Consider the following 23,396-nt stretch of genomic DNA (forward strand, 5'->3'; position numbering starts at 1 on the left):
AAAATATTCAGAAAATTTAAAACGCTATTTATCTAAAACTTGAATTGTAATCTCCCTACTATGTAAAGAGATTACAATTCTAGCTGTTGTTACTTGCTTTTTATTAAAACTGTTTTAATCGCTGTATAAAATTCTTTAGCTGCCTCACCTTGTTCACGCGAACCTGTACTTGAGGATTTCATGCCACCAAACGGTGCGTGTAACTCTACTCCCGCACTTTCTGCGTTTACTCGAACTAATCCTGATTCAATATCTTCAATAAATGTAAGTGCTGCACCAATATTGGTTGTATACAATGACGCACTCAAACCGTATTCGGAATCATTTGCTACATCGATTGCTTCTTCTATATCCTTGACCTTGATCAACGCAATAACAGGGCCAAATATTTCTTCTTGTGCAATCCGCATATGAGAAGCTACATTTTCAAAAATTGTAGGCTCTACATAAAAGCCATCAGCCAAATTTGCATTTTTTAGTTGCTTACCTCCGTAGATAAGCTGTGCACCTTCCTCTTGACCTATTTTAATATAATCTAATACCGTATTTAACTGGCTCTCACTCGCACAAGGGCCCATCCAAGTATCTTCGGTAATACCATTATCAACCTTAATTTTTTCCGTTTCCTTTATTAATGCTTGCTTAAACTCATCATAAATACTCTCTTCGATAATAATACGACTTGAAGCCGTACACTTTTGACCAGTAGACTTAAATGCACCACTTATTACTCCATCCACTGCGCTTTTCACATCAGCATCGTTAAGTACAATGACTGGGTTTTTACCGCCCATTTCCAGTTGAAATTTGACACCATTTTCACTTGCTGCCTTGGCAACTAACTTACCCGTAGCTTCAGATCCAGTAAATGTAATCCCATTGATTTTTTTACTGTTTATAATGGTGTTTCCTACGACAGAACCTTTTCCAGTAACAAAGTTTAGCACCCCTTTAGGAATACCTGCTTTTTCAAAACATTGTACGATTTTAGCTGCAGTGACAGCACTTTCAGAAGCTGGTTTAAATACTACCGTATTCCCATAAACTAAAGCCGGTGCAATCTTCCAAATAGGTATAGCAACGGGAAAGTTCCATGGGGTAATTATCCCCACAACTCCGAGTGGTGTACGCTTAGTGAACATCAATGCATCCTTATCCGATGAAGGAATTACGTCTCCATCTTTACGCATGCCCTCTGATGCATAATAACGAAGTATAGCTATACCACGCTGTGTTTCTCCAATCGCCTCCGGAAGTGTTTTTCCCATTTCCTTCGTTAGTGTCTCGGCAATTTCTGTGAGATTACGCTCTACTTCATTTGCAACTTGATATAACATTTGCCCACGATTAAATTGACCCAATTTACGCCATTCTCTTTTAGCGTCTATGGAGGATTGAATCGCTTCTTCCACATCTCCAGCTGTAGAAGATTGAAGAATTCCTATTACCTCCTGCCTATTTGCTGGATTAATACTTTCCATTAGCTCGCCGTTACTACTTTCTTTCCATTTCCCATTGATCAAGTTTTTAAATACCTCTGCCATTTTATCCATCTCCTAATCATTCTCGTTATCTGAAATAAATCCTAATTCTTTCGAAATGTTTGTTGCACAAACTTTTAAACACCTCTTGTTAACATTGGCTACCTCTTCATTAAAGACCGCCTTTGGAGTGGAGACACTTACTGCAGCGACAACTTTTTTAGAATAGTCTCTGATTGGTAATGCAAAACAAATAATTCCTTCTTCATTTTCTTCATTATCAATCGCATACTTTTCTTTTCTAACTCGATTCATCTCAAGTTTAAATTCTTCTAAACTTAAAATAGAATTATCGGTCTTTTTAACAAAATCATATTTAGTAAAAATTCCTTCAAAATCATCCTCAGTGAGATTTGCAACTAAAACTTTTCCAACCGCTGATGAATGAAGATGAACCCTTTTGCCAATCCGAGATTGAACAACTAATGATCCATTTCCATTAATTTTGTCAATATAGATAGCTTCCTTCCCCATCAATTGGACTAAATGAACCGTTTTATCTGTTTGAGAATTTAATTCTTCTAAATGCCTTCTTGCCAACTTACGTATATCTAACTGACTTGTAACTAAATTGCCACGCTCATAAAGTTTCCAACCTAGATGATATTCGCTAGTTGAATGGTTTTGTGAAACGTATCCGTGATGCATTAATGTTTTTAAAAGAGAGTGAACGGTACTTTTGTTTAAATCCATTCTATTACTGATTTCTTTTATAGATAATTCTCTAGTACGCTCATCAAATAATTCTAAAATATTTAAAGCTCTTGTGACGGATTGTATGATTGGCATAGATTTCCCCCCTATAAACTCAAAGAAAAAGGATTCGTTTTATAATGTAAAACGCCGTTTTCATTCTACACCAAAGTTCAATTTCTTTATTTTCCTAAATAACCTTTGATTGTTAATTCTAACCCCGACGAAGCTCTTGTTTTACAATATAAAACGCCGTTCCAAAAAGTTTTTGTTTTCAGAATAATCTTATATCTTGTACAGATCTATTGTCAATACTTTCTTGAAAATTTTATTGGTGCCAGTCACTCACGCAATCAACTAAATACCGTACATTATTATGTATAGTTTAAATCACTCATCATTATGAAACTTTTTTTGGTGAATGCGGCACGACCCCATCCTTTATTTGAAAAAAGCAATCCAAAATACGACCGATTATGCCGGAAAAGCAACCAAATAATCGGCCAGAGCAATCAGTTCCCCCTAAGAGCAACCATCCCCAAAACGGGTACCCGGTTCTACTTGCCCTGGAACCAGGTACCCTACTTGATGCATATATAGTTGTGTGGAACAAATTATGGACGATTCAAGGATGGTAGTCTCTAATGTAGCGTTTTTACCTAATTGCTTAGATATAGAAAAAACAGTCTAAGTAAGGATCTATCTTATAAAGAATGCACCCGAAAATATTGGCTGCTACTTCCTTTTTCAAGAGAAGGTAAAATAGTTAATTGTAGTCTTTTGTCAGAACTGTGTAGAATTGTTTCTAACACAGTGATGAGTCACTATTCTGTTTTTTACACAGGATCAAAAAAAGGAAAGAAAAAAGCGTAATCCTTATAGGACTACGCTTTCTTCATTCCCTAAATAGGGAATACACTCAGAAAATTTGTTAATGTTGCTTAGTTAAACCGTAACTGACAATTTCAACCTTCATCTCGTCAGTGCAGTTCTGTCGTCTGATATGGAACCATCAGACATTAAGGTGCACTTCCACAAAAAACTTTTCTTTCACTTGCAGATAAAATACGCTGGATCGAAACCTAAATATATCGGTTCCCGACGAGAGTACCTTTCGTCAGTAAAACAAATTTTCCGCAAAGGCTGTGCAAATCATCCATTGGAGTCCCTTGTAAACTCATAGTTTACCAGTCCCTTCCTACGGTAGTTCCGCCTTGTACTATATATACCCCACTTAAAAATGATTAAACATCTTTTATTAAATTTATTCAAACTTTTTTATGTTAATTTTAAAGAGGAAAACTGCTCACTTTATATTAGCGGTTACACTGCTGCTACTTCTTAAGCAGATATATTAGATAATATTTAATAGGTAAAAGTCAGAAACGTGAGAACCGTATCTATCATAAATCAAACTTCCTCAAAAACTCCTTCGAATCCGACCCATGTAGTCCAATTAAATTTCCAACTAACTTAATATATTCCCTAAACGTATTATCTCGACTGACCTCGTCTGCCCACCATATTTTAGGATTATACGCAGTCATATCTTCAGCGACATAGGTTAACCGTACACCGCTGTTTTGAAACACTTTATCATATAAGATTTTAACTCTTCTCATGTGAAAACCAGATGAAACAACAATAGCGGACTCAAACTTGTGATTTCGTACGATCTCTTCAGAAAAAATAGCATTATCCAAAGTACTGTCTGATTTCACTTCCATTATAATAGCTTCATTTGGAACACCTAACTCCAGTGCCCGTTCGTAGAGTTGTTGAACACTACCATTGGATAGCATTAGATAAGGTGCATATCCTTCTTTATATAGCTGAACACCTTTTTCTAAACGCCCATCACCCCCACTTAAAACAATGATGACATCGGATTTTACTGGTTTTTCATCAATAACGAGAAAGTCACCAGCGGAGTTAAAGACCACTATGAATAGCAGTATCCCTACAAACAATATCCATTTTTTCTTTAACATCGCTATACAGCATCATCCTTTTTTTATGGGTCCTTATTGGTTAATTCGTTAATAATAAGTTTATCAAATATTAATGTCACAAAGTACCTTTACTCATTAATCTCAACCAAAGTCTTATATAAACACAATATTCAATTCTGACCACAAAAAATTCTTTTATTTTTTATGCGGTTTTCTTTAAATCAAAAGTGGGTATTATAATATAAAACCAAAAAAGGGAGTGTTGGAAATGGAAAGAGGAAACAAACGTGCATTTCTATTAGGTGGAATAACTGCCGTGGCGCTTATGTATATAAATAAAGAGAGTTCGAAAACGAAAATGAAAAACACGAAGACAAAAGCAAAATCCTATATAGATTCCCAAAAACACAAACCAAACCTTGCAACTAAAACCGGCTTCTCCGACCCACAAGATCCAGACGACAACCGCATGGTTGAAGAAGGTGCAATGACAAGTGTTCAATATTTTAACGAAAACGTCCAGGACAACAATTCAAAATCAGAATCGAAAAAAGCTTACCCTAAATCACACAAAAAAAAGTTGCCTGAATCGGAAGAATCGTTACAAGCAGACAATAATGATTCTCCTGCTAAACAGGAGAATCATACGGAACACGAATTGAAGAATTAATATAAATGGCTCTTTGCTTAGGCAAAGGGCTTTCTTATAGGAATTAATGAAAATAATATATAAAATATTATGTTTATGTATTTAAATCCTGGTTTTAACTTCATTTAACTAAAACAATATTTCTATCATTTAAATATCTATACGTTACTATTACTTGTTCTCCATTTTTACACTCATAGAAACTATTATTTATTGTTAAATCGTCTTTTGAGTTTTCAATAGACGATGAAGAAATAAAGGTAGACAGTTTTACTAATAATAGCTGAACATTTAAATAAGATAGCTGTTTCTTTATTTTTTCTAGAAATCCTTGACCCAATCCGTTTTCCCGCCATTCTTCTTTTATTGACAAATCATTACAAGCCGCTACCATTCCTGGTATATCATCAATTTCACATATATCTTGCAAACTAATAAATAATGTATTCAAATCTGCTGAAATACAATTCCCTTCTATACAAGTATCTAAAAAAGAACTCTTTTGCGGATTAAATATATAAAGCGATGCTTCTCCCACTTTTATAGGTTCACTCAATTCCTCTATATAAACTAAACATTTTGCAACCACGTTAAAAATAGAAGTTCCTTCTTCTAAAAAAATTTGAAAATCAATAAAAACATTAGAAATTTTCATATATTTCTCCCCTTTAATGAGTTAAATCGAATACTTTAAAAAATAGTTAATAACACATTACTAATGTAATAGATAAAAAGTTTTATTTAAAGTCACTTTTTACATTTTATCGACAAATTTAAACATTTTAAATAGTATGAATTATCTATCTTTTGAAGTAATTCTCTTTCTTTCTAGGAGAGAAGCCTTAATTATTGCGATTTAATTGAAAATCATCAGAAACAGAAGATTTTCGACCTGTAACAAACTGGACCAAGATTAAATAAGTCTACTCTTTTTAAATTGAGAATTATTAGATAAGAATTAGAATATAGAATAAGTATTTGTTACTAAATAAACAAAAATAGTAGCCGAAAACCAAGTTTCGGCTACTTGTTTTATTTCTATTTCAAATAAAACTTTTCCATCCAAGGACGCTACTTGCATGTCTTCGGTCAAATACTGTCAACTGGCTGTAAAATAGGGTATTTTATTCTTGTCTAAGAAACGACAGCCAGTATTCTATATCTTTCAAAGAATTCTATTCAATCTCTGTTTTTAAAGATTCATTTTATTATTCCATGTGTTTTATAAAAAGCTACAACTCTTTCATCTTTTAATAGCGGTTTGTGTACCTGCAATAAATTTACGTCCGTAAAATTATTTCCTTCTAGAACCATATAACCTTCGTCAGTTGTAACAACATCCCACCCGATGTAAGAGATGTATGGATACAAATTAGCAGCTTCAAGAATTTCTTTCTTTATAATATCCCAATGAGGAATAACGGCATTACTTATCTTTGATTGGGTTTCTGGATGATAATCATGATATGTCAAAATCCCCTCTCTAGGATAAGTGACTCCTTTTCCTAGTGTGCCAGTTTCCAAATCAATTTCGGCACTAAGTCCTCCTTGGGTCCAATTATCAGTAGGGGAAGAATCTTTATTGCCTATCCTTTGAACTGCGATAGGAATAAATGCTTTATTAGTTGCGGGATCTATCATAGTTACAATTCTTATGGTATTGGTAGTTTCAGAATATAAAGACGCCCCAAATTTACCTTGTGTTATGAATTCACTTACAAAATAATCATCTAAAGCTTCAACTATTCGAGAAATTTCATTAAAAGTAACACGTTTTGAATTGACGTAGTAGTCATTGTCGATTTTACTTAATATGTGAATTCCGTAACCCCCACCATTTCTAATTGGCTTTATTACGCATTTCTCATTGGAGTCTAAGTAACGAATCAAGTCATTTATGTTTTCCATCTTATATTCTTGATGCAGAGGAATTAGCTTTCCTTTTTTTATAAGAGAAAAACTTTGTGGAATTTTTAATCGGCTTTTATACATAGATTCAAAAACGACTTTTTCATCCAAGATAAAGGAATATGGTGCGTTTATATACCGAGTTCGCAACCTTTGAATATCAGATAAATAATATTTCATTTCATTTTTAGAGAAGTTATAAATTGTTTTTGATTCTCCCAAAAAACCTTTTCTGGCTAATTTTATATTATTTTTCAAATCAGTTGGAACAGAACTTTTTCTTTGTTTAAGAATAAAAGTTCTATTCATTTTAATTCCTCTATAAATTTGTAATATTCTACTCTTCAATTTCATGTTACCCTCCCGTCAACTGACTACCAAATAAGGTGCTTTGATTACAAAACGACAGTCAGTTCCTAACTTCTAAGCCCTATTAATTTTATTCTATCTCCTTAGGATTAGATACCTTAACTACTAGAATGTGTACTGTTGTTTCTACGATAGTTAAGCAAAAATACGCTTAACTGCATAATTAATTTAAAAACAGCGGCAATTAGTACTCCAAATGTAAAACCTTTTAATCCACCTATTTTGAAAAAGTAAAAAGAGGAAGCTACATAAACTATTAAATGGAGACCACTCATATATATTTGCCAGGAAATCTTATTAAAACGTATGTTGAAGGGCTGAAGTACTGTAGATAGGACACCTATAATAGCGGTTGCTGTAGTGATATATACCAATTCAAGTGACTGTTCCGCCCAATCCTTATAGAAAAATTCTAAGAAGTAGGGGCTTATCAATATGGTAGCTACATAACCAAACAGTCCTAATAAGGAAGAAATACTAAACATTTTTATTACTTTTTTTAAACTGATACTCTCCACTTTAACTAAATAGCTTAAAATTACAGAGTTCACAGGGTTAATCATCATTGATATTATTTTCCCTAAAATTGTAGAGCTATAGTAAATAGCTACACTAACGGGTCCCAGTAATGGAAGTAATATTAATTTGTCCGCATAAGAAAGAATATTCTTTAATAGGTTGGCGATATACAATAACATACCTTTTGAAGCGGTGTCCTTAAATAAGGAAGAAAATTTATACCGTTCTTTGTGTAAACTAGTATGACGTACAATATAAACCAAACTAAATAAAAGTCCTATAAAATAAATCAACTGCCAGCTTTCAAAGTACAAAAATATAAATGAACCGACTATGTAACCTAAACTCATGAATAAATTATTTAATAGAATACCTCTATAATTCAAAACTAAACGGAAGGTTACGACTAAATATTCCTTCCATAATGAGCCAACAGTTATTAAGCTTAATAAAATTAAATCCAAAATATCTAAGCTAGAATCTACGTACAACGAAACGGTGATAATTAGAACTATACTTATAAAAGAGGAACCTAAAATTAAAGGATTAAAATCTCCTTCTTCATTAGCTTCCTTGTATTCCTTATCTTTCAATAATCGAATATTATTTAACACATTGCCTAGTGGAAAACTCACAACGGTAAATACGCTGATCAAGGTAATAATCATTCCATATTCTTCGCCTCCTAAAACCCTTGCGATTAAGGGATAGGAAATAAGCTGAAGAACAAGCAATGGCAAAGCAGCTGAAATGATATTTAGAAGTGAATCTACGAGAAATTTCTTTGTCTTCATGTCAGTCTGTCACCAGTTTCTATGTTTAATTTGATGAGCAATCCCATTAATATCCAAAATTTAATGTCAGTTATATAGGAACTACTTACCATTAAATGGACAAAGCCTAAGCTTATCCATACAATTATTAAATGATAATTATTTATATCTTTTATAAACAGACTTCTTATTAATAAAAATAAGAAGATGATGCTAGCTATTCCTCCTGCTACTATACCAAAGTTAACAACCAGTTCGAGGAAAAGGTTATGAGCATATCCTCCATCCTTACCGATTATCCGTCGATCTGCACCAAAGCCAAGACCAAAGAAGGGATTGTCCATTACAGCTTTAACAAGATTTTCATAAATGTAATCTCTACCACTCAAATGTACCTCTCCGCTTAAAAATAATTCGATACTTCTACTATTAATGTCATATTTATTTAAAATTTCATATAACATATTAAGCAATTTATCTAAATTTAGACTTAAGAAAACTAAACTTACGATAACTAAAAGATTATAAAACACCTTAGTATAGGACAACTTAAAAATTCCACGAACCATTTTTAACAGGACAAAAACCACAATACATAATAATGCTCCTCTTGATCCTAATGCGAGGATGACAAAAATTGAAATTAAAGAAAAAAGAAGAGCTCTTGTGGAATACTTATCTATTAAACTGTCCAAAAAAAGAATAGCTGGCAATAACATATAATAGGAAAGAGCCATACTATACGATCCTGCTGTAGCATTCCCTGAGACAATGATTAAACCTAACAAAGCACCAAAAAAGAAAACAAGATAGCTTGCTTTTTTCATTACTTGCTTAAAAACATCCAAATCTCTAAGACTTAGTGTGTAAACTAACGCTGGTAAACACATTCCGAAAAACGGGAATATTAATCCCTTTAAATACAGATGGTTATTTGGGAAAAATAAATAATTTAAGATAAAAATAAGACTAGCAACAAAGTAGAATCCTATAAACTTCAGTAAACTTCTCTTTAACACTGCTGGCAAGGCATACAAAAAAAGAACTCCTACAAGTATCTTGGATAGTAGCTGCACTATTGAACCATTTGAAGTCCCAATTAAATTAAAATTAATCAAAAGAAAATATTGTATAGTAAGAACTACAAATGATGCCATTATTGCTATGCTTATTTTTTGATCATCTGACTTATTTAGCACCATAATCATTCCTCTTATTCAATGGATTCTTTTATTAAAGCTTTGGAATAAACCTCATCATATAGAGTCAGTAGTATATCCCAATTAAAATTTCCGACCAATTCCAAGCAATTTTTCGATATGACCTCGTAGTTGTTCACAATATCTATTACTCGATCCGCTAACATTTTAGGGTCGAGAGAATCAACATGATACCCAACTTCGCCCTCTTTAAACTGACCATCAAATCCTTGGTCCTTTGAATAGATAAGTGGTAGGCCTTGACTCATTGCTTCTGGATAAACGAGACCAAAAGTCTCTGTTATTGACGGCATTACAAATATATCGTGTGTCCGATATATTTCTAAGAGGCTTTCCTTTGGCTGTGGGTTTAAATAGTTAACAAAAGAAAACTTCATCAATTCCTCGTGAACTTGTTCATCTCCAACTCTACCCACAACTGTAAATTTTACATCATATCCTTTTTCTTGAAGAATCTCAAGTGCCTTCGTAGTGGTTAGTAAATTTTTATTCTTATTGATGGCACCTATATAAACTATATTTAAGCTTTTTTGACTTGAGAGAATTTTGGGCTTCCCTAAATTATCAAACCAAAATTGATCGATCCCATTGGGAATAATTTTAGCCTTTTGCAAAATATTTTCTTTATCTTTCTGCGGAATGTACTTATCTACCACATACTGCTTATAGGAATCTGATAAAAAAATAATACAATCTGCTTCTTTTAATATTTCAATACCCAAATTGCGTAGTAAAACTCTTCTTCTGAAAAATTGGTTTACGTCTGTATTTCTAACAGCTACCACATAAGGAATGCCATATTTTTTTTTGATTTGCATAGCAATATAACCATTAGAAAATAGAGTATGAGCATGTACTAAAGAGTAATTTTCGATTTTAAAGGTTTTAATTAGATCTTTATATATCTTTTTATGCTTTACATAAAAAAGATAACGATCGTATTTATTATGATTTTTTCTTACAGTCGTGTATTCCCCTAACTGTAAATGAGATAAATCGGTAGTGTAAGGGGTAGGAACATAGACATCAATAGGCAAGTTATTTTTTACTTGTCGATCATATATATTTTTATATAACATCCCACCACCGTAATATGAATTTACATGTAAGATTCTCATAATTTCGACCACCTTGTTTTCATCACATTATGCACAAAAATTATTATCTAACTCTCAATAATAATTTCCTCTAATTTATCTGTTAATACTTTAAAATCAAAATACTGTATTGCAGATAATGAATTTCTGCAGTAGCGGTTATATTCTTCCTGTTCCATATGGTAGAATTCCAAGATTCCTTCTACTAAGGTTTCTACAGAACCACCTTTTACAGTTTTCCCACAATTATATTTAGATAAAATATCATAACCATTTTCCATATTAGACAAGGTGGGTTTACCTGATGCCATATAATCGAATAGTTTATTAAGGCTTAACCCATACTTATATAACGGAATATGCTTTCCAGTAAAAACATTCAGATTAGACTTACTTAATATATTGGGAATTCGTTTCTTATCAACTTTACCTTTAAAAACTATATTACTAATTCCTTTTTCTATTACATAATTCTCCAATTTTTCTTTCTGGCTTCCATGGCCAAACAAAATAAATTGAATATTGTTAATCCCTCTTTTTTCAATTTCCTCCGCTGCACTTACTAAATATGTTAGTTCATTTGCAACGCCCATACTTCCAGTATAAAGGACCTTAAACGTGGAGGGATTGTCCAAATGATCATCCGAATAAACAAACTCTTCTTTGTTTTTATTATACTCATCTAAATCTACACCATTGTTTATATATCTAACCTTAGAAGAATCAAGACCAATTTCCTCCACATAATCTTTTCCACCTGGAATAGTAAAAATCAGCTTGTCTGCTTTCTTATATAACCATTTCTCCCCCATGTATAAAAGCCTAGCCAAATAACTATTCTTTTTAAGAGAACCGTATTGTACAATAGTCTCAGGCCATAAATCTCTTATTTCACAAATACAAGGTACGTTATATTTTTTAGCTATTTTAATCCCGGCTAATAAAGTAAGAGGATGCACGCTTGAAGCCAAAATTATATCCGGTTTACCAAATTCTTTGCTATATTTATTTGTAGAAGGAAAAAGATTTTTATAAAAATTCCACATATTTCGTATACGTTCTATGCCATTTTTATATTTAGTAGTCTTAACAAACGCATAAGGAATGCCTTCTGCATACTTTAATTCGTATGTTCCATTTTGTATGGGAATACTAGAGTCGCTATTATGTCTAGTATTTGCACAAAAAATAGTAGGCTCATAACCTTTTTTTATTAGATTTTTGGCAAACCAATAATGCCTCCCACCTTTATTAAAGAATGTTCCGTGAGCATAATGATTGAAAATCCATACCGTTTTTTTCTGCATTGTCATATCCTCTTCTATTTGTTTTAGAAATTACTTATTTCCCTTGTGGTATTTTATAATTACATATAGTATTTTTAAATTTACCTGAAGATAAAACAGGGATTTCATTTACAAATTTAACTTCAATATTTGCATCTTCGCCTAAAATAGTTTTAAGTGAATTCACAAAATCATTCTCGTTATAAATACCCTCTGCACCATTAACTCTCAACACATACTCATTTTTATCTTCTTGAATAAATTGCCATTGTTTTAATCTACCGTATTTTTTCATATGTACACTTATAGTATGAGGAGTTAGAATATTTCCTTGAGTATCATATATGATATCAACCAATCTTCCTTGGATACTTCGTAAAGTCGAAATGTTTTGACGGTCTAAATCGTCAGAAATAGCTAGGTCTCCAGTGTCATACCTAATAATTGGCATAGCATAATTATATAAGTCTGTAACAATTAGTCTTCCTAGTTCCCCTGCTTCTGCCGGCTCGTCACTATCTAACTTTAATAATTCAATATAATAGCTCGCTCTGTTTACATTAAATATTCTACTGTTTGATTTTGTTTGAGCTAATATTCCATTCTCTTGATTGGCATATCTATCAATAATGGGACAATCAAAAATCTTTTCTAGCTTTTCTCTCGTTTCTTCTTTTAATAACGAGGAACTAGAAAAGATAACATTTAAATGAAACATATTTGGTGTGTCACCTTTATCAAACAAATAATTACATAGAACCTCGTAAGATGAGGCATAAGCTAAACAGCTATTAATCTGTTTGTCAGTTTTCAGTAATCCTCTGATACTCTCTAACGCCTCTTCATCCAAACGAAGTATATCAATAGGTACTAAATTTTGTTTAAGTCGTTCAATCGTAGACTTCTTTTCTGACCAAGCTTTAAAGTGCATATACTTCTGACCAAGTGTTTGTCCCTCTATCTCATTAAAGTAGATTACCTCTGCCATTGTTCTTTCACGCTTCACCTTATCTTGGTTAACTGTAAAAGGGGTTCCTGTAGATCCACTAGTAGACATTTGATGGTACACATTATCCAAATATTTTTGAGATTGAAAGGATGCGTACATCTCTTTATATTGTGTTTTTGTTATTACCGGCAGTTCACTAAAATCTTTTAATTTTAAAGGGGTATAAAATGGCACGGTATTATAAGCATGATTACAAATAGACTGAAGCTGTTTCGTATTTGGAGCATTACTATCCATCAATTGTTTTATATCATTATAATGCTGTTTGACGGTTTTACCCTTTAAAGCATCAATCCCCCAAAAAACGGTCCCTCTAAGAGTCTTTCCTACCATTACAATCACCTTTCATTCTAAAGACTTTCTGTTATCTAAAATCTCTTAGCTGGTACACCCTTATATAAACTATTAGCACTTGTATTTTTAGTGACTACTGCACCAGCTCCAATAATTACATTTTCCTCAATAGATAAACCTTGTATAATTGTGGAACCAGTCCCAACCAGAGAACATTTCTTAATCTCAACATTACCTGAAATTCGACTGCCCGGCATGATTGTAACAAAATCCTTCATTTTTACATCGTGACCAATTGTAGTACCTATATTTATATGACAATGGTTCTCGATTAGACATTCAGGATTGATGACTACCCCCGCACAGATTATATTTCCTTTACCCATTTCTATATAATTACTAATAACCGCATTGGGGTGAATTAAATTTATCCAATTAACTTCAGTTAGCTTTTGATTTATTTGCGCTCTAACTTTTCCGTTAGCTATTGCAATAACACCATATACTTCCTCTTGTTTTGAATAATCCATTAAATAATCAGTAGTACCTAAAACCTTATAACCTAAAACTTCACTTCCAAGTAGACGGTCATTATCGTCAATTAAACCTAACAGGTTATATTTTTTTTCATCTATATTGAGCTTTTCAATTATTTCAATAACCTGTTTACAAAAACCACCACTACCTATGATAAAGAGCTTTTTCATATATATCCCTCTATTATTGAATTCATCTTTGGTTATTATCTGTTCCTTGGAAACGATTGCTTTTGGCGGTATTTTCAAAATTAATACCTTCCTTAACAAAAACCTTTTTCACAGTCAAAAAAATTATCTTCAAATCACCCAAAAAGGTAATAGTCTTTACATATTTAACATCCAAGTCAAATTTTTCTTCCCAGGCGAGTGAATTTCTTCCACTTACCTGAGCCAGTCCAGACAAACCTGGTCGGACATCGTGCCGCTTTCTTTGCTCTTCACTATACAAAGGAAGATATTCAACTAACAAAGGTCGTGGTCCTATAAAAGACATTTCTCCTTTTAATATGTTAAATAGCTCAGGTAGTTCATCAATAGAAGTAGTTCGGAGTAGTTTTCCAAAACGTGTTAACCTCACACTATCAGGAAGAAACTCACCATTTTCATCCTTTTCCTCTGTCATCGTTCGAAACTTATACATTGTAAATACTTTCTCTTTTAAACCAGGTCTTTTTTGCTTAAATAGGATGGGGCTACCTAGTTTATTTCTTACGAGAATTGCCACAACCAAAAGAAGAGGGCTTAGAATGATAAGCATTACCAAGGATATAATAAAATCTAAAGGCCTTTTAATGAGTTTTTTATAAAATCCATCTTTGTGTGACATCATTATAATCCCCACAATTCTCTTATAATCTTTATAACTCTTTCTAAATCTGATTCCGTCATTTTCGTATCCGACGGCAAACAAATACCATCTCTAAACAGGTTTTCAGCTACATCTTCACCGATAAAGTCATACTTTTCAAAGTAAGGTTGCATATGCATCGGTTTCCACACTGGTCTAGACTCTATATTCTCTTTTTCAAGAGCTTGCATAATATCAAGCGGTCTTATATTGCCGTTTAAAGTCAAAGAACTTAACCAATAGTTTGGTGTATTCCATTCATTACTAGGCATAAATTCAATACCTTTAAGATCACCGAGTTCTCTCTTATAAAATTCAAAAATATAGTTTTTCTTTTCTACCCTTTTGTCCAAGACTTTTAGTTGACCTCTACCAATTCCTGCAACTACATTGCTCATTCTATAGTTATAGCCTAATTCGCTATGTTGGTAATGCCTAGCTTGGTCCCTAGATTGAGTAGCCCAAAATCTAGCTTTAGCAATAATTTCTTCATTGTTAGAAACAAGCATGCCTCCGCCAGATGTGGTAATAATTTTATTCCCATTAAAAGAGAAAATACCGTAATCCCCAAAAGTTCCTGTGTGCTGTCCTCTATAATATGTACCTAAGGATTCCGCTGCGTCTTCTATTAAAGCTACATTATGCTTTTTACAAAGTGTTACTATTTTTTCCATATCAGCAGATAAACCATATAAATGGACTACAATAACAGCTTTAACATTAGGATATTTAACAAAAGCTTCTTCTAATGCTTTAGGACTCATATTCCAAGTTTCATAGTCACTATCTATAAAAACAGGAATAGCATTTTGATAGATAATAGGATTAGCAGTAGCCGAAAATGTTAGTGTTGGGCAAAATACAACATCTCCTTCTCCAACTCCAGCCGCTTTAAGTGCTAAATGAATAGCAGCCGTTCCTGATGAAAGTGCGGCAGCCGCTTCGCAACCCACTTTAGCTGCCAACTCTTTTTCAAATTGATTAACATTTTCGCCCAAAGGTGCAATCCAGTTTGTATCAAAAGCTTCCTGAACATATTGCTTTTCAAAACCTTCATCACTCATATGTGGTGATGAAAGGAATATTCTTTCTTGCATTGTCTAAGACTTCCTTCCTCTTAATAACCCTTTTATTATCGGACTCCCGTATTACACCTTTTATAAATCAACCATATGTCGCTTGTGGTAGTAAAACTTTAACATTCTTCTGATTAGCTAAACCAATCAACGTCTCTCTCACTTCACGCACCGTCATTTCTGGCAACTTCTCCAACACATATTCAAGCTCTCTCTCACTTATCGGAGAAGCCTTCCCTATGTGGATCTTAGGAAAAATAAATCTGCTTTGAATTTCGTTTTCGTTTAATAATTCTTCATATAGCTTTTCTCCGGGGCGAATGCCTGAAAACTTGATGCCTATCTCATTTTCTTCATAGCCAGATAGATTAATAAGATTTTTCGCTAGGTCAACAATTTTTACTGGTTCTCCCATGTCTAGAACAAAAACTTCCCCACCATTTGCGAGAGTTCCAGCTTGTAGAACTAACCTGGACGCTTCTGGAATTGTCATGAAATAACGAGTCATTTTCGGATCAGTTACGGTTATTGGTCCGCCCTCGGCAATCTGTTTTTTAAATAGGGGTACAACACTGCCTCTGGATCCAAGCACATTTCCAAATCTTACAGCTGCAAATTTAGTTTCACTATCTTTCGCAAGATTTTGAACAACCATTTCCGCAAAACGTTTTGTTGCCCCCATAATGTTTGGTGGATTTACCGCTTTGTCAGTTGAAATCATGACGAAGTAACTTACACCGAACATATTAGCTGCTTCAGCGACATTTTTCGTACCGAAGATGTTGTTTTTTACTGCTTCCATCGGGTTATATTCCATTAGAGGTACGTGTTTATGGGCTGCAGCGTGATATATAACATCAGGCTTATAATCCGCCACGATATCAAATATTCGATTTCGATCTTTAATGTCTGCGATAATCGGGATTAATTCTGTATTTGGTGAAACTTTTCGACGCAATTCCATGTCTATAGTATAGATTGAGTTCTCGCCGTGTCCGAGTAGAATAATTTGTTTTGGGTCGAATCTTGCTACTTGTCGACAAATCTCAGAACCTATGGAGCCGCCCGCTCCAGTTACGAGAATTTTTTTGTTTGTCAGTTTTGTAGATATCGATTCTACGTCTAGTTCTACTTCGTCACGTCCGAGTAAATCTTCAATTTTGACATCCCTAATTTGATTGATAGACACTTTTCCAGTTAGTAGGTCTTCAATGAAGGGCATTGTTTGTGTACGTATACCAGTATCTAAGCAATGTTGCATTAGTATAGACCCCGTAGATTTATCGAGTGATGGGATGGCAATAATAATATGTTCAATGTCCAAGTCATTAACAGCATCTTCAATAATTTCTGTCCCACCTAGTACCCGAATATTAAAAATTTCTAATCCTATTTTTGTAGTATTATCATCTAAAAAAGCAACTGGCATTAAAGGTGACTCATTATTTTCTAATAATTGCCGTGCAATCATCGTACCCGCAGAACCCGCTCCTATGATCAGCGTACGTTTTCTACCTTCCTCAACGCTTACGCCCGATACGAACTTGTTGCGTAAAACCCTCCACGATAATCGCGAACCTCCAATAAGTAAAATATGTAACATCCATGTGATGGATAAAGCACGATAAAGTATGTCTCCTTTTACAAGGAACTGTACAAGAGCAACAGTTAATATCGAAAATGTCACTGCTTTAAAAATAGATACTAACTCTCTTATAGATGCATATTCCCAAACCTTTCGATAAAGTCCATAATACATAGCAAAACCATGGTGTGCTAAAAAAATTGTAAGGGAACTTATTAAGAGAAAAGTATTTGTAAAAGGATTATCTATTGGATGCAGTAAAAAATATCCAATATAAATAGAAAATAAAACAATAGCAGAATCGACAAACACTAACAACGACATTCTTTTTCTTAATGACATATAGCACCCACCCATTCTTTAAACTAATTTGTATAAAGTTACACAAAAATGATTATAGCACTCACAAAAGAATGAAGATTGATATTTTTTACTCATTTATTCATATATACCATTTTTCCAGTATAATAGTACCCTTTTATATGCCAATTATTGTAACTATATTTAATGTATTTTTCATTTATTTCCATATATTACTAAAATTCACAGTCCTATTACATCACCAAACTCCACCATTTCGCCTTTTCTGGTTCTTTCGGCTCTAAAATGATTACTTCTTCGTTTTCTACGATTCTTGCATTATTTTCAAGAAAAATGTCGACTGCATCTAATCTTTTATGTTTTTCTAAATAACTTAAACCTTTATCAAACAACAAAGGACGGGTTTTCGTGTTATGAACGTCAGAACCGTACGTATGCACTAAATTTGCATCAACCAATTGTAATGAAAGCTTTTGGATATTTCTACCAAAATGACCAGATAAACTTCCTGCAGTAATTTGAGCAATTGCACCATGGTTAATTAATTTCAACAACCTACTTGGTTTTTCAGCAATCGCTCTATTTCTTTCAGGGTGTGCAATAATTGGTACTTTATTTAAATTCAAAATTTCTTGAATAATTTTAACAGTATAAACAGGAACGCTACTTGTGGGTAGCTCCAGTAAAACATATTTTGATTTTGCCAGTGTAAGAGCGTCTTCGCTCTTCAATCTTTCAATGGTAGAATCTTGTATTCTAATTTCTTGGCCGGAATGAATATTAATTGAAAGATTCTGTTTTTCCATCTCGTTCTTTAATAACTCTATTTTTTCTAATACAGTATTTTTCGACACATCATAATGAGGATTATAAGCGTGAGATGTTGATATAATATCTGTTATTCCCTCCTTCAACGCCTGCTTAATAAGCTCAATTGATTCTATTAAAGTACCGGGCCCATCATCTACACCCGGGAGAATATGCGCATGTATATCAACCATTTTTTATTACCCCTTTTTCCTATAATATAAACAAAAAAAAGAACGAATAGGCAATTTTACCCAATCATTCTGCACTTGCGTAATATTGATAGTAATAATGGTCCTTATTGAGTTCAAAATTATTTAGGACCACCCCAATAATGTTTGCATTAGAAGAAACAAGTGATTCTTTTGCTTTTACTAAACCCGTCTTTTCCGTTTCACCCGCATTTAATACTAAAATGGTTCCATCACATTTATTTGAAAGTATTTGGGCATCTGCTACAGATAATACAGGAGGCGCGTCAAAAATAATCACATCAAAATGCGCCTTCATTTCTTCAAGCAATCTCTCCATAGTTTTAGAGCCAATCAGCTCGGCTGGATTGGGTGGAATTGGTCCACATGTAATAATTTTCAGGTTTTCAATTTCACTTGGTTTTACTACATCTATCATATTCTCTTGACGAGTTAATAGGCTAGAAAGACCTAAAGTATTTGTTAGATGGAATGTGTAATGAACAGTCGGCTTGCGCATGTCCGCATCCACTAAAAGAACTTTTTTACCTTCTTGCGCGAACACAACTGCTGTATTAGCAGCTACTGTAGACTTCCCTTCCCCTGGAGAGGTAGAAGTAAAAATAAAAGTTTTCAATTCCTTGTCAGGCATAGAAAAGTTTATATTTGTTCGTAGAGTTCTAAATTGCTCTGAAACTATTGATCTTGTATTTTCTTCAGTAGTAACAAGCTTTCGTGCTGCAGTTTGAATTGCATGTTTCTGTTTCTTTTTCCCTGCCATATGTAATCACCGCTTTCTTCTTGGTTTTACTTTAACTTTTGAGTTCATATTATCTTTTTCTGAAATTGGACTGATCAAACCAAGTATAGGTAAATTTAATAGATCTTCGACATCTTGTTCATTTTTCACTGTAGTATCTAAGTATTCTAATAGGAATGCAATACCTACTCCCAGCATGAGTCCTATAACAGCTGCAATCGCCATATTTAACATAGGATCTGGTTTAACAGGTGAAGGATTTTCTCCCAACAAAGCAGGGGTTAATATACTTACATTATTTACATTCATTAAATTTGTTATTTCTCTTTGAAAAACGGATGCAGTCGTATTGGCAATATCCACTGCTTTATGTGGATTAGCATCTTGTACCGTAATATTCACTACCTGAGACTCTTGTTCATTTTTTACAGTAATTTGATTGGTTAAAGCTGCAGGCGTAGTATCCAAGTCTAACTCTTCTATTACTTTGGATAAGATTGCCGGACTCTTAATGATTACATTATATGTATTGATCAGCTGCAAGTTCGTTTCTATGTCTTGAGAGTTTAATGTTGTTACATCTACTTTTTCTTGATTAACTAAAATTTGAGTAGAGGATTGATAAATTGGGGTTAAAACAAAAAAGCTAATAACTCCAGCAACCGCAACAGCTAGGAATGTTGTTAATAAGATTAATAACATTCTTTTTTTCAGTGTTTTAAATAAATCTTGGAGGCTTATAGTCTCTTCCATTAAATTAAAAACTCCTTTTAATTCATCAATTATTTTGTCATAGTATATCACATATTGTCATTTTACGTCTTTTTGAAGAATATGCTATCCACGGGAAGTATGATATTCATTAGAATCTTAAGTAGGAGTTAAGGTGGAGTTAAGATGAAAGTTAGTCGTATTATTGTACCCACGGATTTAGACAAGCTGAATATTCTTACTTATATTAAGTTATTTATTATGGAAGATAAATTGTAATCTCGTAGAGAATGAAACCAAAAGTAGTCCTTTATTCTCTATGTGAAACTACTGAAAAAGAGGATATTTTACCACCTAAATGAAATATTATAATTTCATTAGAAAAACTGAACAAATATTAATTCTGTATGTAGTTTTAGTAAACTTTAAGAAATTGAATAATATGAAATCAATAGCCTGGCTAATTTATTTAACTTTTCAAGGTATTTCTTAGCGAGTATGTGAACGAAATGTCGTTCACATACTCCCTTTTTGTCTGGCACCGTTGATTTCCGTTCCAGGCGGACGCTTTCCGCCGGCATGGCTTCAGCCGCTTCCTTCACTACGTTCAGTCCAGGGTCTTCAGCTCACGCTATTCCGGCTGGAGTCGCCGCCTGAAACGTAAATCAACTATAGTGTACTTTCAATTAAACCTTTCTTCTATAACATCGCTTTCCTAAGTAATAAATTAGAGTAAATACAAGTGCCCCCATGATTTCAACTTAAGAAACTCTACATTAAGTCCATTCACGAGTATTAACAAATAGACAAAGAAATAAGGCACTTACTGTTCAAAATGGAACAGTAAGTGCCTTATTCTTACTCAAAAAACAATTACGTCATTTAAAACGTAAGCTTTTAAGTGCAAATACTAATTTCGAGTTTTTCAGTGCCACCAAGTTTGAGCTGAGTGATTTTTGAGATTTATCATTTACCAAGAGCTTTACTCATTATACTATCACGACGTGCTTTTTTAGTAGCTTCGTATTCGTCCTTAAGGCTTTGCGCATATGATTCGTCATATCCATTAGCTGAAAGATCGTTTTCAACAGCAGTTAACACTGCTTCGAAAATTGTATCTGTACTTCCTTCTAAATCTTTTGCTGCAGTCATGTATTTATTGTAGAAATAACCATAATCAATACTTTCACCATTTGCTTTCTTATCTTTGTACTCCTTCATCGCGCGTCCAGTAAGTGCATTGATTTTAGAGTCTGCTTGCGTTTCTAGTCCTTCCAACGCTGGTCTGTACTTATCTTTAACCACTGCAACAGTTTGCTTTTCTGCTGAATCTGTTTTTCCTGTTGAAGCGTTTTTATCACTCGTTGAACTATTATTATTGTTGGTTGTACTTGGCGGAGTAACCCCGGCAGTCTTTCCTTCTAACTTTTCTTCATTCGAAGTTGCATTAGTTGTAATCTTATCATTTTCTTCCGTTGATTCTGATGTTCCAGTTTCTTTTTTGATTTCACCGTTCTCGTCTATTATTATAGTACTTCCATCCGGCAACTCTACTTTATAAGGATCAGCGATAATTTCCTTCACTTCTTCATCCGCCACATCATATTCCTTAAACTTAAACATATAGAGCAAGTAAACTCCTGCACCAAGTATAATCACCACTGCTGCTATTAAAAAGATTTTAAGTTTCTTCATAGAATTCCCCTTTATTTTCATAAGTATCGTAATTTTAACATGAAGAACAAAAGATTAATAGTAGAAATTGTCAAAATATGAAGAAAATCCCTTCATTAGTTGTCTATATGAAGGGATTTTTGTCGAAAATTATACTTATTCAAATGTAATAGAAAAGTTTACATCAAAAGCAGAACCATTGTTTACTGTTAAAGGAAGTACAACTGTTTTCCCTTTCAGATCTACAAGCGAATCTGCTCCTCCAAACTCAGATAGAAGAAAAGCAACAGCTTCAATTGATGTAGGATTATAGCCGTTTATTTTCGTCACGCCTAGTAGAGTATTGAATGTCGGGAAGAATCCTTTACCTGGAACATCCATTAGCGGTAAATCTTGTTTCACTGAAACAGTTAAAGAATTAGAACCAGTTGTTGCTGCCGTTACACTTTCAGCCAAATTTGCATTTAGCGCTGTGACTAATGCAGCTATTTTCGTATCAAATACCTGTTGTTGAGTCAAAGTACCGTCAATTGCCGCTTTCACTTCAGCTACTTCTTCTAACAATGTAGCAACAAGCTTGTTTGTAGAAGCACTTGGAAGACGATCTAATAGTGCTTCAATTTCTGCAAATTCTTTTTTAGCTTCATCCATTTTATTTTCTGCTATCAAAGATTTTATTTCTACCGTTTTCATGTATATTGTAACAGGTACCATTAACTCATTACGTTTTGCATCAGCAGGTTTTTTATACTCCGCTAATATTAGATCACGAGCCGCTTTACCTGAAAAGCGGTACAAAATTGCTGTTCTACTTTTTAATTGGACAGATAATTTATGGTATGCTTTTTCGACTGCAGCAAGGTCATTTCTAGACTCTGCAGCCTCAATTTCATTCATAATTGGTACTAAATATTTTGTTGCATAGTTATACGCATCAATATATGGAACCAATCCTCCTGAAATCTTTTGGTTGTAAAGCGTATCAATTTCTTTCAAATTCTTATTTTTTTGAGAAGAGGAAAGTTTAGAAGAAGCTACCGCTTTTCTAGTAAGTTGATAGTTTTTCTTTGCACTGTTTAAAGCAGGATATAATGAGCTGCTTGGTGCAAGATTCCCATCCAATGAGCGATACACATAGTGGGTTGTAGCTTTGTTCAATTCCGACTTCACCTTGTTCACCTGTTGATCAACTGAAGTAGAAGCTCCGTTTGCAACGGTTGAGAAAGATAATACTGAAGTCGTTAATAATGCTGCTGCTGTTGCCTGTTTGATTAAACGTTTGCTCATGTTTTTTCCTCCTTTACATTTAGGTAGATTGTTGAGATATTACCAGTATCTATCAACAGATTTATATTACTATTTAATAAAAATCTATTCAACTTAATGTTAATAAGTATTTAGAAAAATTCATAAAAAATATCTAAAGTCTCATAAAATACATTGAATTATAGATTTTTACAGGATTAAAGTAGAGTGCAATTATAAATTCAAGAGATTATTTATCATTCTTTTATTTCCTTTAATGTAGTTATAATTTCTTTTTTTATTATTAAATTTTCAAACAATATTATCTTC

The 23,396-nt window shown here is 33.4% G+C and carries 20 protein-coding genes; 1 reads left to right on the plus strand and 19 read right to left on the minus strand.

The genetic code is table 11. The features are described from left to right. Nucleotides 1-89: 89 nt before the first annotated feature. The 3 genes from gucD to WAX74_RS03815 all read right to left on the minus strand — a co-directional run bounded on the left by gucD (nucleotide 90) and on the right by WAX74_RS03815 (nucleotide 4,225). Entirely contained in the window at nucleotides 90-1,544 is a 1,455-nt protein-coding gene (gene gucD / locus WAX74_RS03805) for an alpha-ketoglutaric semialdehyde dehydrogenase GucD (protein WP_336496335.1), read from the minus strand. 12 nt (nucleotides 1,545-1,556) lie between these two features. Next, complete coding sequence (locus WAX74_RS03810) at nucleotides 1,557-2,330, minus strand: IclR family transcriptional regulator (RefSeq protein ID WP_336496336.1); 774 nt, start codon at nucleotides 2,328-2,330, stop codon at nucleotides 1,557-1,559. Between the two features lie 1,307 nt (nucleotides 2,331-3,637). Further along, nucleotides 3,638-4,225, minus strand: coding sequence for a YdcF family protein (locus WAX74_RS03815; RefSeq protein ID WP_336496337.1), 588 nt, complete (start codon nucleotides 4,223-4,225; stop codon nucleotides 3,638-3,640). Nucleotides 4,226-4,454: 229 nt separating this feature from the next. Here WAX74_RS03815 and WAX74_RS03820 point away from each other — a divergent pair, with 229 nt between their 5' ends. Further along, nucleotides 4,455-4,856 carry a hypothetical protein gene (locus WAX74_RS03820; protein WP_336496338.1) on the plus strand — a complete coding sequence of 134 codons (402 nt, stop codon included), beginning with the start codon at nucleotides 4,455-4,457 and terminating at the stop codon, nucleotides 4,854-4,856. Nucleotides 4,857-4,956: 100 nt separating this feature from the next. Here WAX74_RS03820 and WAX74_RS03825 read toward each other — a convergent pair whose 3' ends face one another. The 16 genes from WAX74_RS03825 to WAX74_RS03900 form a co-directional block, all read right to left on the minus strand. After that, the gene (locus tag WAX74_RS03825) at nucleotides 4,957-5,490 is read right to left on the minus strand and encodes a hypothetical protein (protein WP_336496339.1); all 534 of its coding nucleotides are present in this window, start codon (nucleotides 5,488-5,490) and stop codon (nucleotides 4,957-4,959) included. Between the two features lie 545 nt (nucleotides 5,491-6,035). Further along, nucleotides 6,036-7,097, minus strand: a complete 1,062-nt coding sequence (locus WAX74_RS03830; protein WP_336496340.1) for a sugar-transfer associated ATP-grasp domain-containing protein — start codon at nucleotides 7,095-7,097, stop codon at nucleotides 6,036-6,038. A gap of 113 nt (nucleotides 7,098-7,210) precedes the next feature. Then, nucleotides 7,211-8,425: a lipopolysaccharide biosynthesis protein gene (locus WAX74_RS03835; RefSeq protein ID WP_336496341.1), complete on the minus strand. Its 1,215-nt coding sequence runs from the start codon at nucleotides 8,423-8,425 to the stop codon at nucleotides 7,211-7,213. After that, nucleotides 8,422-9,606, minus strand: a complete 1,185-nt coding sequence (locus WAX74_RS03840) for an O-antigen ligase family protein (protein WP_336496342.1) — start codon at nucleotides 9,604-9,606, stop codon at nucleotides 8,422-8,424. Before WAX74_RS03840 ends, WAX74_RS03835 begins: the two co-directional genes overlap by 4 nt. A gap of 11 nt (nucleotides 9,607-9,617) precedes the next feature. Continuing rightward, nucleotides 9,618-10,742: a glycosyltransferase family 4 protein gene (locus tag WAX74_RS03845; protein WP_336496343.1), complete on the minus strand. Its 1,125-nt coding sequence runs from the start codon at nucleotides 10,740-10,742 to the stop codon at nucleotides 9,618-9,620. A gap of 47 nt (nucleotides 10,743-10,789) precedes the next feature. Beyond that, the gene (locus WAX74_RS03850) at nucleotides 10,790-12,028 is read right to left on the minus strand and encodes a glycosyltransferase family 4 protein (RefSeq protein ID WP_336496344.1); all 1,239 of its coding nucleotides are present in this window, start codon (nucleotides 12,026-12,028) and stop codon (nucleotides 10,790-10,792) included. Nucleotides 12,029-12,062: 34 nt separating this feature from the next. Next, nucleotides 12,063-13,349 (minus strand): phenylacetate--CoA ligase family protein, encoded by a 1,287-nt coding sequence (locus WAX74_RS03855; RefSeq protein WP_336496345.1) that lies wholly within the window; start codon nucleotides 13,347-13,349, stop codon nucleotides 12,063-12,065. A 35-nt stretch (nucleotides 13,350-13,384) separates the two neighbouring features. Then, nucleotides 13,385-14,095: an acetyltransferase gene (locus tag WAX74_RS03860; RefSeq protein ID WP_336496346.1), complete on the minus strand. Its 711-nt coding sequence runs from the start codon at nucleotides 14,093-14,095 to the stop codon at nucleotides 13,385-13,387. Then, nucleotides 14,040-14,678 (minus strand): sugar transferase, encoded by a 639-nt coding sequence (locus tag WAX74_RS03865; protein ID WP_336496347.1) that lies wholly within the window; start codon nucleotides 14,676-14,678, stop codon nucleotides 14,040-14,042. The genes WAX74_RS03860 and WAX74_RS03865 overlap by 56 nt, the downstream gene beginning before the upstream one ends. After that, a complete protein-coding gene (locus WAX74_RS03870; RefSeq protein WP_336496348.1) occupies nucleotides 14,678-15,793 on the minus strand; it encodes a DegT/DnrJ/EryC1/StrS family aminotransferase in 1,116 nt (371 codons plus the stop codon). The genes WAX74_RS03865 and WAX74_RS03870 overlap by 1 nt, the downstream gene beginning before the upstream one ends. A 67-nt stretch (nucleotides 15,794-15,860) precedes the next feature. Beyond that, the gene (locus WAX74_RS03875) at nucleotides 15,861-17,699 is read right to left on the minus strand and encodes a polysaccharide biosynthesis protein (RefSeq protein WP_336496349.1); all 1,839 of its coding nucleotides are present in this window, start codon (nucleotides 17,697-17,699) and stop codon (nucleotides 15,861-15,863) included. A 212-nt stretch (nucleotides 17,700-17,911) separates the two neighbouring features. Continuing rightward, nucleotides 17,912-18,679 (minus strand): tyrosine-protein phosphatase, encoded by a 768-nt coding sequence (locus WAX74_RS03880; protein WP_336496350.1) that lies wholly within the window; start codon nucleotides 18,677-18,679, stop codon nucleotides 17,912-17,914. Nucleotides 18,680-18,743: 64 nt separating this feature from the next. After that, the gene (locus tag WAX74_RS03885) at nucleotides 18,744-19,457 is read right to left on the minus strand and encodes a CpsD/CapB family tyrosine-protein kinase (protein WP_336496351.1); all 714 of its coding nucleotides are present in this window, start codon (nucleotides 19,455-19,457) and stop codon (nucleotides 18,744-18,746) included. A 6-nt stretch (nucleotides 19,458-19,463) separates the two neighbouring features. Beyond that, the gene (locus WAX74_RS03890) at nucleotides 19,464-20,189 is read right to left on the minus strand and encodes a YveK family protein (protein WP_336496352.1); all 726 of its coding nucleotides are present in this window, start codon (nucleotides 20,187-20,189) and stop codon (nucleotides 19,464-19,466) included. Between the two features lie 924 nt (nucleotides 20,190-21,113). Further along, complete coding sequence (locus WAX74_RS03895) at nucleotides 21,114-21,842, minus strand: hypothetical protein (RefSeq protein WP_336496353.1); 729 nt, start codon at nucleotides 21,840-21,842, stop codon at nucleotides 21,114-21,116. A gap of 135 nt (nucleotides 21,843-21,977) precedes the next feature. Further along, nucleotides 21,978-23,108 (minus strand): hypothetical protein, encoded by a 1,131-nt coding sequence (locus WAX74_RS03900; RefSeq protein ID WP_336496354.1) that lies wholly within the window; start codon nucleotides 23,106-23,108, stop codon nucleotides 21,978-21,980. Nucleotides 23,109-23,396: the final 288 nt, after the last annotated feature.

Origin of the sequence: Psychrobacillus mangrovi (assembly GCF_037104765.1) — a bacterium.
GTDB lineage: Bacteria > Bacillota > Bacilli > Bacillales_A > Planococcaceae > Psychrobacillus > Psychrobacillus mangrovi.

Bases quoted from the DNA above. Each gene is read 5' to 3' on its own strand.
- gucD (WP_336496335.1), bottom strand. From the start codon at position 1,544: ATGGCAGAGGTATTTAAAAACTTGATCAATGGGAAATGGAAAGAAAGT.
- WAX74_RS03810 (WP_336496336.1), bottom strand. From the start codon at position 2,330: ATGCCAATCATACAATCCGTCACAAGAGCTTTAAATATTTTAGAATTA.
- WAX74_RS03815 (WP_336496337.1), bottom strand. From the start codon at position 4,225: ATGTTAAAGAAAAAATGGATATTGTTTGTAGGGATACTGCTATTCATA.
- WAX74_RS03820 (WP_336496338.1), top strand. From the start codon at position 4,455: ATGGAAAGAGGAAACAAACGTGCATTTCTATTAGGTGGAATAACTGCC.
- WAX74_RS03825 (WP_336496339.1), bottom strand. From the start codon at position 5,490: ATGAAAATTTCTAATGTTTTTATTGATTTTCAAATTTTTTTAGAAGAA.
- WAX74_RS03830 (WP_336496340.1), bottom strand. From the start codon at position 7,097: ATGAAATTGAAGAGTAGAATATTACAAATTTATAGAGGAATTAAAATG.
- WAX74_RS03835 (WP_336496341.1), bottom strand. From the start codon at position 8,425: ATGAAGACAAAGAAATTTCTCGTAGATTCACTTCTAAATATCATTTCA.
- WAX74_RS03840 (WP_336496342.1), bottom strand. From the start codon at position 9,606: ATGGTGCTAAATAAGTCAGATGATCAAAAAATAAGCATAGCAATAATG.
- WAX74_RS03845 (WP_336496343.1), bottom strand. From the start codon at position 10,742: ATGAGAATCTTACATGTAAATTCATATTACGGTGGTGGGATGTTATAT.
- WAX74_RS03850 (WP_336496344.1), bottom strand. From the start codon at position 12,028: ATGCAGAAAAAAACGGTATGGATTTTCAATCATTATGCTCACGGAACA.
- WAX74_RS03855 (WP_336496345.1), bottom strand. From the start codon at position 13,349: ATGGTAGGAAAGACTCTTAGAGGGACCGTTTTTTGGGGGATTGATGCT.
- WAX74_RS03865 (WP_336496347.1), bottom strand. From the start codon at position 14,678: ATGATGTCACACAAAGATGGATTTTATAAAAAACTCATTAAAAGGCCT.
- WAX74_RS03870 (WP_336496348.1), bottom strand. From the start codon at position 15,793: ATGCAAGAAAGAATATTCCTTTCATCACCACATATGAGTGATGAAGGT.
- WAX74_RS03875 (WP_336496349.1), bottom strand. From the start codon at position 17,699: ATGTCATTAAGAAAAAGAATGTCGTTGTTAGTGTTTGTCGATTCTGCT.
- WAX74_RS03880 (WP_336496350.1), bottom strand. From the start codon at position 18,679: ATGGTTGATATACATGCGCATATTCTCCCGGGTGTAGATGATGGGCCC.
- WAX74_RS03885 (WP_336496351.1), bottom strand. From the start codon at position 19,457: ATGGCAGGGAAAAAGAAACAGAAACATGCAATTCAAACTGCAGCACGA.
- WAX74_RS03890 (WP_336496352.1), bottom strand. From the start codon at position 20,189: ATGGAAGAGACTATAAGCCTCCAAGATTTATTTAAAACACTGAAAAAA.
- WAX74_RS03895 (WP_336496353.1), bottom strand. From the start codon at position 21,842: ATGAAGAAACTTAAAATCTTTTTAATAGCAGCAGTGGTGATTATACTT.
- WAX74_RS03900 (WP_336496354.1), bottom strand. From the start codon at position 23,108: ATGAGCAAACGTTTAATCAAACAGGCAACAGCAGCAGCATTATTAACG.